The sequence below is a fragment of the Citrobacter sp. wls826 genome (genome assembly GCF_005281245.1).
In the GTDB taxonomy this organism is placed as follows: Bacteria; Pseudomonadota; Gammaproteobacteria; order Enterobacterales; family Enterobacteriaceae; genus Citrobacter; species Citrobacter braakii.
Genome location: NZ_SZWS01000018.1, coordinates 54618 through 65553, shown reverse-complemented (window position 1 = coordinate 65553; position 10936 = coordinate 54618). Strand labels below are relative to the sequence as shown.

Here is a 10936-nt window from a genome sequence, read left to right as displayed (position 1 = left end):
TCCCGCATGGCTGCCAGCCATGAGCCAGCGCGTCACGCGCATGGTGCAACGCGATCGCAACCACCCGAGCATCATCATCTGGTCACTGGGCAATGAATCCGGGCATGGCGCCAACCATGACGCGCTCTACCGCTGGATAAAATCAGAAGATCCGTCCCGCCCGGTACAGTATGAAGGCGGCGGCGCAAATACCACGGCGACCGACATTATTTGCCCGATGTACGCCCGCGTCGATCAGGATCAGCCCTTCCCCGCGGTACCCAAATGGTCGATTAAAAAGTGGCTGTCGATGCCCGGCGAGCAGCGTCCGCTGATCCTCTGCGAATACGCCCACGCCATGGGCAACAGTTTTGGCGGCTTCGCCAAATACTGGCAAGCGTTCCGTCAATTTCCGCGCCTACAGGGCGGGTTTGTCTGGGACTGGGTAGATCAGTCGCTGATTAAATATGATGAGAACGGCAAGGCATGGTCTGCCTACGGTGGTGATTTTGGCGACACGCCTAACGATCGTCAGTTTTGCATGAACGGCCTGGTGTTCGCCGATCGCACCCCGCATCCGGCATTATACGAGGCCAAACATGTGCAGCAGTTTTTCCAGTTTACGCTGCTGCCGGGACCCAAACGCCAGATTGAAGTAACCAGCGAATATCTGTTCCGCCACAGCGATAACGAAGTTCTGCACTGGTCGATTGCCCAGGATGGCAACCCGCTGGCCGCCGGAGAAATCGTGCTGGATATCGCCCCACAGAGTCGCCAGGTGATTACCCTGCCAGATGTCCCGATGCCGGAAACCGCCGGCCAGCTATGGCTAACGGTACGCGTAGAGCAACCTCAGGCCACCGCATGGTCAGATGCCGGGCACATTAGCGCCTGGCAGCAATGGAAGCTGGAAGAGAAACTCAGCCTGGCGCCACGGCCAACTGCCCGTACCGCACCACTGCTGAACGTGAGCGAAAACACCTTTACTGTTGAGATCAACGACAAGCGCTGGCAATTCGACCGTCAGTCTGGCCTGCTGACACAGTACTGGATTGGCGACGCAGCTCAGCTGTTAACCCCGCTTACTGACCAGTTCACCCGCGCGCCGCTGGACAACGACATCGGCGTGAGCGAGTCAACCCGCATCGACCCTAACGCCTGGGTCGAACGCTGGAAAGCCGCCGGTCATTATCTGGTCGAAGCAACGTTACTGCACTGTGCTGCCGACACGCTAAGCCATGCGGTACTGATCGCCACCGAACATGCGTGGCAGTATCAGGGCGAAACGCTGTTCGTCAGCCGAAAAAGCTATCGCATTGACGGCAATGGTGAGATGCAGATAACGGTGGATGTCGACGTCGCCAGCGGCACGCCACATCCGGCCCGCATCGGCCTGAGCTGCCAGCTGGCGCAGGTCGCTGAGCGCGTGAACTGGTTAGGTCTCGGCCCACATGAGAACTACCCGGATCGCCTGAGCGCCGCCTGTTTTGATCGTTGGGATTTGTCACTTGATGAGATGTACACCCCGTATGTTTTCCCTGGCGAAAACGGTCTGCGCTGCAACACGCGTGAGCTACGCTACGGCGCGCATCAATGGCGAGGGGACTTCCTGTTCAACATCAGCCGCTTTAGCCAGAAGCAACTGATGGAAACCAGCCACCGCCATCTGCTGCAACCGGAGGCAGGTACCTGGGTCAATATTGATGGCTTCCATATGGGCGTGGGCGGTGACGACTCCTGGAGTCCTTCCGTTTCACCAGAGTTCCTGCTGAGTGCCGGACGCTACCACTACCAGCTGGTCTGGGGTCAAAAATAATAATAATCGGGCAGGTTCCCCCCTGCCCGCATTCATCGTAAGGAAGTCCATTATGTATTATTTGAAAAACACTAACTTTTGGATGTTCGGCTTCTTCTTTTTCTTTTACTTTTTCATTATGGGTGCCTATTTCCCCTTCTTCCCTATCTGGTTACACGATGTAAACCATATCAGTAAAGGTGACACCGGGATCATTTTCGCCTGTATTTCACTATTTTCATTATTATTCCAGCCTGTTTTCGGACTGCTTTCCGATAAGCTTGGCCTGCGTAAACACCTGCTGTGGGTAATTACCGGAATGCTGGTAATGTTTGCCCCGTTCTTTATTTACGTCTTTGGCCCGTTATTACAGGTTAATATTTTACTGGGTTCGATTGTCGGCGGGATTTACCTTGGCTTTATCTACAATGCCGGCGCCCCAGCGATTGAAGCCTATATTGAAAAAGCCAGCCGCCGAAGCAATTTTGAATTTGGTCGCGCGCGCATGTTTGGCTGCGTGGGCTGGGCGCTATGCGCCTCGATTGCCGGGATTATGTTCACCATCAATAACCAGTTTGTCTTCTGGTTAGGTTCAGGCTGTGCGGTCATTCTGGCATTGCTGCTGCTCTTTTCAAAAACAGATGCCCCCTCTTCTGCAAAAGTTGCGGATGCGGTAGGCGCCAACAACTCAGCATTCAGTCTGAAGCTGGCGCTGGAGTTATTTAAACAACCGAAACTCTGGTTCCTCTCCCTGTACGTGGTCGGCGTTTCCTGTACGTATGAAGTGTTTGACCAGCAGTTCGCCAACTTCTTTACCTCGTTCTTTGCCACCGGCGAACAGGGTACCCGTGTGTTTGGCTACGTCACGACCATGGGGGAATTACTTAATGCCTCTATCATGTTCTTTGCGCCGCTGATTGTGAACCGCATTGGCGGAAAGAACGCCCTACTGCTGGCCGGTACGATAATGTCGGTGCGGATCATCGGCTCCTCCTTCGCCACCTCTGCGCTGGAGGTCGTCATTCTCAAAACGCTGCATATGTTTGAAATACCGTTCCTGATCGTCGGTTGCTTCAAATACATCACCAGTCAGTTTGAAGTGCGCTTCTCGGCCACAATTTACCTGGTGTGCTTCTGTTTCTTCAAACAGTTAGCAATGATTTTCATGTCAGTTCTGGCCGGAAAAATGTATGAGAGTATTGGTTTCCAGGGGGCGTATCTGGTGCTGGGGATAATTGCGCTAAGCTTCACGTTGATTTCCGTATTTACCCTAAGTGGACCGGGGCCGTTTTCTCTGCTGCGTCGTCGCGAAAGCGTCACGCTGTAAAAGCCTCTTTGCCGGATACACCACTCACGTGGTTTATCCGGCCTTCGATGTGCCATCCTCACACGATGAGTCCTGACCTGGTGGTTTAAGTTCCGAGGACAACACGCCGCTTTTTTATCGTTATGATAAAACGGGGCGAGAAGCCAGGTCATAGCATGAGCAAAAAGACGGTTGCGGTAACAACGCTCTTTATCGGCGTATTACTTACAGGATGTGGCAGCATTGATGCGCGCACGGCAGGCGAGGATTCAGATACGTATTACGTGGGTATGCGCCATGATATTGATAAACTAAAAAACCCGGGCGCTTACGATTATAACTATTTCGATTTAGCGCTGTTATTTGTTGATGTGCCGTTATCGTTCGTGGCCGATACGGTTTATGCGCCGTTTGATTACTATCACGGGCCGTATAAGAAAGTTGATTAGAACGTAGGCCCGGTAAGCATTGCGCCACCGGGCATCACACGACGTTACTCCTCGATCGCCTGACGGATTTGCTGCAACGATGCGGGATCGTCAATGGTCGTCAGATCGCCAGGATCGCGGCCTTCGCAGATCGCCTGAATCGTCCGTCTGAGCATTTTGCCGGAGCGTGTTTTCGGCAGCTGCGACACAAACCAGACGTGAGCCGGACGACCAAAATTACCAATTTGACTGTCCACCAGCGCCATAATCGCCTTCTCTTCCGAATGGGCAATGTCGCTGTCTTCCAGACTGTCGCTCTGTTTTGGAATAACAAACGCGACCGCCACCTGCCCTTTCAGCGCATCCTTCACGCCAACTACCGCCACTTCGGCGACGTTTGGATAGCTGGAAATACTCTCCTCTATCTCGCGCGTCCCCAGCCGGTGTCCGGCCACGTTGATCACGTCATCCGTACGGCCCAGAATGAAGTAATAGCCATCGGCATCGCGAATGCCCCAGTCAAAGGTGGCGTACACCTGGCGGGAAAACAGCGACCAGTAGGTATTCACAAACCGCGCGTCATCCCCCCAGATAGTCTGAATACAGCCCGGCGGCAGCGGCCCTTCAATCACCAGCATCCCCTTCTCGTTCGCCGCACAAGGTTCACCGGTCACCTCATTGAGCAACTGCATGTTATAGCCGTACATCGGCACGCCAGGGCTGCCCAGCCGCGACGGTCGGTCGTCCAGCCCGCGGGCGATAGCCATAATCGGCCAGCCGGATTCAGTCTGCCAATAGTTGTCGATAACCGGTACGCCCAGCGTTTCCGTTACCCAACTGGCGGTCGGTTCATCCAGCGGCTCACCCGCCAGATACAGCACCTCCAGCGAGGAGAGATCGTGATTGCGGATTTGCGCGGTTGGGAATTTTTTCAGCACGCGGATGGCGGTCGGGGCCGAGAACATCCGGCTGACCTGATACTTCTCAACAATTTTCCACCATACGCCGCAGTCCGGATACGTTGGCAGCCCTTCGTAAACCACCGTCGCCATCCCCGCCAGCAGCGGGGCATACACGATATAGGAATGCCCAACCACCCAGCCGATATCCGACGCGCAGAAGAACACGCCGCCCGCTTTGCCGCCGAAAATGGTGTCCATCGAGGTCGCCAGCGCGACCGCGTAACCACCAACGTCGCGCTGGACGCCTTTCGGTTTACCGGTTGTCCCGGAGGTGTAGAGAATGCAGGACGTTTCGTTCGACTCCAGCCACACAACCGGCACCCGTGCGCCGAGATGCTGTTGGCGTAGCGCGGCAAAGTCGAGGTCACGCCCCTCCACCCACGCCATTTTCGCCAGACCGCGGTCGACCAGCACCACATGACGCGGCTGATGCTGAGCCTGATCGATCGCATCATCGAGTAGCTTTTTATAGGGCAGGATCTTGCCGCCGCGCGCTCCGGCATCCGCCGAAACGATAACCACCGGTCGGGCGTCATCGATGCGCGCCGCCACGCTGTGCGAAGCAAAACCACCGAACACCACTGAATGGATCGCCCCAATGCGTGCGCAGGCCAGCAGCGTAATGTGCGCTTCGGCGATCATCGGCATATAAACCAGTACCCGATCCCCGCGCTGTACGCCGAGCGACAACAGCATCGCTGCCACAATATTCACTTCGTCATACAACTGACGAAAGGTAAACGTGCGTTCTTCTTCGGTTTCTGATGACACCGCAATCAGCGCCAGCGCCTCGGGCTGTTTCTCCAGCCAGCGGTCGATGGCGTTATGGCACAGATTGGTCGTCCCGCCGCAAAACCAGCGGGCAAACGGCGGATTGCTGTGGTCCAGTACCTGCGTATACGGCTGCTGCCAGTCAATACGCTGGGCCTGCTCGGCCCAGAACGACTCCGGCTGCGTAATAGAACGTTGATAAAACTCGCTATAAGACATAATGCTCTCCTGTTGAACTTACGCCTGATGAGTCGGGTTTCAGATAACAAACAAATCCATATACTCATTGACCGGCATCTGCTCCAGGCGAGTTCTGTCCAGGGAGACATCCAGAATGCGCTGCTGCTGACGGGTCGGGAACTGACGCGCCAGGTTGATTTTGAACTTCTCGACCAGCTTCGGCATCCCGTCGTTACGACGGCGCGCATGGCCGATTGGGTACTCCACCACCACTTCTTCAAAACGTGAGCCGTCGGTGAATTCCAGGGTGATGGCATTCGCGATGGCGCGTTTTTCAGGATCGTGGTAATCGGCTGTAAAGGCCGGATCTTCAAAGCAGTTGATCTTCTCGCGCAGGGCATCAATGCGTTTGTCCTGCGCCACGCCGTCTTCATAATCTGCCGCGGTTAAACGCCCGAACAGCAGCGGAATGGCGACCATATACTGGATGCAGTGATCGCGATCCGCCGGGTTATTCAGCGGGCCTTTTTTATCGATGATGCGGATACAGGCTTCGTGCGTACGAATGGTCACTTTTTCGATATCCGCCGCCGTTTTCCCTGCAGCCTGTAGCTGCTCGTACAGCGTCATCGCCGCCTCTACCGCAGTCTGCGAGTGGAACTCGGCCGGGAAGGAGATTTTAAACAGCACGTTTTCCATCACATAAGAGCCGTACGGGCGCTGGAAGCGGAACGATTCGCCTTTGAAAGAGACGTCATAAAAGCCCCAGGTTTTCGCCGTCAGCGCAGACGGATACCCCATCTCACCGGTTTTCGCCATCAGTGCCAGACGTACCGCGCGCGAAGTTGCATCGCCAGCCGCCCAGGATTTACGCGTGCCGGTATTTGGCGCATGGCGATAGGTACGCAGCGACTGCCCGTCAACCCACGCCAGCGACACGGCGTTGAGGATTTCATCCCGGTTCAGGCCAAGCATCTCGGCGACCACCGCCGTGGAGGCCACTTTGACCAGCAGGACGTGATCGAGACCGACGCGGTTAAAAGAGTTTTCCAGCGCGATGCAGCCCTGAATTTCATGGGCTTTAATCATTCCGGTGAGCACTTTTTTCATGGTTAACGGCGCTTTCCCCACCGCTACCGCATTGCGTGACAGCCAGTCAGCCGTGGCCAGAATGCCGCCGAGGTTATCGGAAGGATGACCCCATTCCGCGGCCAGCCAGGTGTCGTTAAAGTCCAGCCAGCGGATCATCGCGCCGATGTTAAACGCCGCCTGCACCGGATCGAGCTGGAACTGGGTGCCCGGAACGCGCACGCCGTTCGGCACCACAGTCCCTGGGACTACCGGCCCCAGCAGTTTTTTACAGGCCGGATATTCCAGCGCTTCCAGGCCGCAGCCTAAGGTATCAAGCAGGCAATAATGCGCGGTGTCATACGCTACCGTCGAAGTGATCTCGTAATTCATGACGTAATCAACGATATCAACGATTTCACGGTCAAATTCCGGGCGGACGTTCGAAATATGTGCAGACATAAAAAGGGTTCCTGTTTTTTATATTTAGAGGTTTTGCATTAGCAACGCTGATCTATCGCGACAAAGACACGATCTTCCGGGCCGGTGTAATTGGCGGAAGGACGGATAATTTTGTTGTCCTGGCGCTGTTCAATGATGTGCGCCGCCCAGCCGGTGACGCGGGCGATGACAAACAGCGGTGTGAACATTTCAGTCGGGACGCCCATCATGTTGTAGGAGACTGCCGAGAACCAGTCGAGGTTGGGGAACATCTTTTTCGTTTCCCACATCACGTCTTCCAGACGGTCGGCGATGTTATACATTTTCAGCGAACCGCCTTCCTGAGAAAGCTGTTTCGCCACGCGCTTTATCACCTGATGGCGCGGGTCGGCGATGGTGTAAACCGGATGACCAAAGCCAATCACCACTTCTTTGTTTTCAACGCGTTTACGGATATCCGCTTCCGCTTCGTCTGGCGTTTCGTAGCGCTGTTGGATCTCCAGCGATACTTCATTCGCCCCGCCGTGTTTCGGACCACGCAATGCGCCAATCGCGCCGATAATCGCGGAATACATATCGGATCCGGTCCCTGCAATCACGCGGCTGGTGAAGGTGGAGGCGTTGAATTCGTGTTCGGCGTACAGCACCAGCGAAATATGCATCGCTTTTTCCCAGCTTCGCGACGGCTTTTCGCCATGCAGCAGATGCAGGAAGTGTCCACCAATGGAATCATCGTCAGTTTCCGGCTGAATACGCTCGCCGTTATGGCTGTAGTGATACCAGTACAGGAGAATAGAACTGAGCGATGCCAGCAGCTTGTCGGCAATATCGCGTGCGCCGGAAACGGTATGCCCTTCTTTTTCCGGCAACGTACAACCCAGCGCGGAGACGCCGGTGCGCATCACGTCCATCGGGTGCGAGGCAGCAGGCAGCGCTTCCAGAACGGTACGCACGTTTGCGGGCAGTCCGCGCAGCGCTTTTAATTTGATTTTATAGGCGGTGAGCTCATCACGGGTGGGCAATTTCCCGTGGATCAGCAGGTGAGCGACTTCTTCAAATTCGCACTGCTGCGCCAGGTCGAGAATATCGTAGCCGCGATAGTGCAGGTCGTTACCACTTTTGCCAACGGTACACAGCGCGGTATTTCCGGCGGCAACGCCTGACAGCGCAACCGATTTTTTAGGTTTAATGACATGGGTACTATTTTGCAGGATCGTTGTGTCGCTCATGTTGTCCTCGTCATTTTTATAATATGTAGGGTACAAATTTATTGCCGGATGGCGGCTACGCCTTATCCGGCCTACGACGGTTACTTCTTGGTGTACAACGCGTCGAGTTTCTCTTCGAACTGGTAGTAATTGATGCTTTCGTACAGCTCGTTGCGCGTCTGCATAATGTCGATAACGCTCTTTTGCGTTCCTTCCTGGCGCAGCACGTTGTAAACCTTTTCCGCAGCGCGGTTCATGGCGCGGAAGGCCGAGAGTGGATACAGCGCCATCGCGACGTTCGCGCTGCGCAGTTCATCAGTGGTGAACAGTGGCGTAGCGCCAAATTCGGTAATGTTGGCGAGGATCGGCACCTGTACCGCATCGGCAAACTGACGGTACATGGCAAGCTCGGTAATGGCTTCCGGGAACAACATATCCGCGCCTGCTTCTACGTACGCCTGGGCACGTTCGATGGCGGCCTCTAACCCTTCCACCGCCAATGCATCGGTCCGCGCCATGATCACAAAGTTGGGATCGGTACGCGCATCCACGGCGGCGCGGATCCTGTCGACCATCTCTTCTTTCGAGACGATCGCCTTGTTCGGGCGATGACCGCAGCGTTTGGCGCCGATCTGATCTTCAATATGCAGCGCGGCGGCACCGGCTTTGGAAATCGACTTCACGGTCCGCGCCACGTTGAAGGCTGACGATCCAAAACCGATATCCGCATCCACCAGCAATGGCAGCGGGCAAACATCAGTAATGCGGCGAATATCGGTTAGCACATCATCAAGGGTAGAAATACCGAGATCCGGCAGACCCAGAGACCCAGCCGCGACGCCGCCGCCGGAGAGATAAATCGCCTGATATCCGGCGCGTTGGGCCAGCAGAGCGTGGTTGGCGTTGATGGTGCCAACGATTTGTAATGGGTTTTCTTTGCTGAGCGCGGCGCGAAACGCCTGCCCTGGGGAGTGTAGAGACATATCCCGTCCTTTGTTATCAACTTGTTATCGTTCGTTGATTTATTTAAAGCAAGGGGTATGCCAAAGACCTTAATTTTTAATTATTTTATATATTTACCTTTAAAAACAATATATTAAATTAAATCCTTGTATCTTTGTTGCACAAAAGCGTGTCAGCTATCGTTTCATGAAACGTTCCTTCACGTTTCATTGCAACATTCATGAAACACAACTAAACCCTAATACTCGGTGCCTTACTTTTTAGGATGGTTATGGCTGATACGCATCTTCCGCCGCGGGTGAACGACGACAAACCGGTTATCTGGACCGTTTCGGTCACGCGCCTGTTCGAACTGTTTCGCGACATCAGCCTGGAGTTCGACCACCTGGCAACCATCACCCCTATTCAGCTTGGTTTTGAAAAAGCGGTGACGTATATCCGCAAGAAGTTAGCCACCGAGCGTTGTGATGCCATCATTGCCGCGGGTTCCAACGGGGCGTATCTGAAAAGCCGTTTATCGATTCCGGTGATCCTGATTAAACCCAGCGGGTTTGACGTGCTACAGGCGCTGGCCAAAGCGGGAAAGCTCACCTCGTCGATTGGCGTCATTACCTATCAGGAAACCCTCCCCGCGCTGCTCGCTTTTCAAAAAACCTTCAATTTGCAGCTTGAACAGCGCAGCTATATCACGGAAGAAGATGCCCGTGGGCAAATCAACGAGCTGAAGGCCAGCGGCACGCAGGCGGTCGTCGGCGCGGGGTTGATTACCGACCTGGCTGAAGAAGCAGGCATGACCGGCATCTTTATCTATTCGGCGGCCACCGTGCGCCAGGCCTTTGTCGATGCGCTCGATATGACTCGTCTGACGCTGCGCAGAAACGGTCCATACGTTTCCGGCGATACGCTGCGCACCCGCTATGCGCTGGGGGATATGCGCGGGCACTCGGCACAGATGGAACAGGTGCGGCACACCATTATGCTTTATGCCCGTTCACGTGCGCCGGTGCTGATTCAGGGCGAAACCGGCACGGGCAAAGAGCTGGCGGCGCAGGCAATTCATCGTGAGTTTTTCACCCGTCAGGAGAACCGGCGCGGTAAACCTTCGCCGCCGTTTGTTGCTGTCAACTGCGGGGCAATCACCGAATCATTACTGGAAGCGGAACTGTTCGGCTATGAGGATGGTGCCTTTACTGGCTCCCGTCGGGGAGGACGCGCGGGCCTGTTTGAAATCGCCCACGGCGGAACGCTGTTTCTTGATGAGATAGGCGAAATGCCGCTGCCGTTACAAACCCGACTGCTGCGCGTGCTGGAAGAAAAAGAGGTCACCCGTGTCGGTGGACATCAGCCGATTCCGGTCGATGTACGGGTGATTAGCGCCACCCACTGTCATCTGGAGCAGGAGATAAAACAGGGAGAATTTCGCACCGATCTGTTTTATCGCCTGAGTATTTTGCGCCTCACGCTACCGCCGCTACGCGAGCGATTGCCCGATATCCTGCCGCTGGCGGAAGGCTTTTTAAAACAGTCGCTGGCGGAACTGGAGGTGCCGTTTTCTGAACCTGTGCGCAAGGGGCTGGGTCTGAGTCAACCGACGTTACTGAATTATGGCTGGCCTGGGAATATCCGTGAACTGCGTAATATGATGGAGCGCCTGGCGCTGTTTTTAAGCGTCGAGCCGCAGCCGGAGCTGAACGTACAATTCCTGCAGCAGCTGTTACCGGAACTGGCCGTTGCTGCTGACGCGCCGCAGGTATCCTCATCGCTGACGCCGCAGCAGGTGCTGGCGCAATTCAATGGCGATAAAACCGCGGCTGCACGATATCTCGGGGTAAGTC

General features: G+C 55.2%; 8 protein-coding genes. 4 read left to right on the top strand and 4 right to left on the bottom strand.

Going from position 1 to position 10936, the window contains the following annotated elements:
• The 3 genes from FDW87_RS21595 to FDW87_RS03015 all read left to right on the top strand — a co-directional run.
• On the top strand, positions 1–1795 hold a 1795-nt coding region (locus FDW87_RS21595), incomplete at its 5' end, for a glycoside hydrolase family 2 TIM barrel-domain containing protein (RefSeq protein WP_252362971.1).
• Between the two features lie 52 nt (positions 1796–1847).
• The gene (locus FDW87_RS03020; RefSeq protein ID WP_137379448.1) at positions 1848–3101 is read left to right on the top strand and encodes an MFS transporter; all 1254 of its coding nucleotides are present in this window, start codon (positions 1848–1850) and stop codon (positions 3099–3101) included.
• Between the two features lie 155 nt (positions 3102–3256).
• The gene (locus FDW87_RS03015; protein ID WP_137379447.1) at positions 3257–3529 is read left to right on the top strand and encodes a YceK/YidQ family lipoprotein; all 273 of its coding nucleotides are present in this window, start codon (positions 3257–3259) and stop codon (positions 3527–3529) included.
• Between the two features lie 44 nt (positions 3530–3573).
• Here FDW87_RS03015 and prpE read toward each other — a convergent pair whose 3' ends face one another.
• The 4 genes from prpE to prpB all read right to left on the bottom strand — a co-directional run bounded on the left by prpE (position 3574) and on the right by prpB (position 9121).
• Complete coding sequence (prpE, locus tag FDW87_RS03010; protein WP_137379446.1) at positions 3574–5460, bottom strand: propionate--CoA ligase; 1887 nt, start codon at positions 5458–5460, stop codon at positions 3574–3576.
• A gap of 39 nt (positions 5461–5499) precedes the next feature.
• Positions 5500–6951 (bottom strand): bifunctional 2-methylcitrate dehydratase/aconitate hydratase, encoded by a 1452-nt coding sequence (locus FDW87_RS03005; protein WP_016155798.1) that lies wholly within the window; start codon positions 6949–6951, stop codon positions 5500–5502.
• 38 nt (positions 6952–6989) lie between these two features.
• Entirely contained in the window at positions 6990–8159 is a 1170-nt protein-coding gene (prpC, locus tag FDW87_RS03000; RefSeq protein ID WP_047497899.1) for a 2-methylcitrate synthase, read from the bottom strand.
• Positions 8160–8239: 80 nt separating this feature from the next.
• Positions 8240–9121: a methylisocitrate lyase gene (prpB, locus tag FDW87_RS02995; protein ID WP_016155797.1), complete on the bottom strand. Its 882-nt coding sequence runs from the start codon at positions 9119–9121 to the stop codon at positions 8240–8242.
• Positions 9122–9372: 251 nt separating this feature from the next.
• Between prpB and prpR the strand changes: the two genes are divergently transcribed.
• Positions 9373–10936 (top strand): propionate catabolism operon regulatory protein PrpR (gene prpR, locus FDW87_RS02990; RefSeq protein WP_137379478.1); only part of this gene is annotated, 1564 nt, incomplete at its 3' end.

Coding starts and splice junctions, on each gene's coding strand:
- FDW87_RS03020 (WP_137379448.1), top strand. CDS start 1,848: ATGTATTATTTGAAAAACACTAACTTTTGGATGTTCGGCTTCTTCTTT.
- FDW87_RS03015 (WP_137379447.1), top strand. CDS start 3,257: ATGAGCAAAAAGACGGTTGCGGTAACAACGCTCTTTATCGGCGTATTA.
- prpE (WP_137379446.1), bottom strand. CDS start 5,460: ATGTCTTATAGCGAGTTTTATCAACGTTCTATTACGCAGCCGGAGTCG.
- FDW87_RS03005 (WP_016155798.1), bottom strand. CDS start 6,951: ATGTCTGCACATATTTCGAACGTCCGCCCGGAATTTGACCGTGAAATC.
- prpC (WP_047497899.1), bottom strand. CDS start 8,159: ATGAGCGACACAACGATCCTGCAAAATAGTACCCATGTCATTAAACCT.
- prpB (WP_016155797.1), bottom strand. CDS start 9,121: ATGTCTCTACACTCCCCAGGGCAGGCGTTTCGCGCCGCGCTCAGCAAA.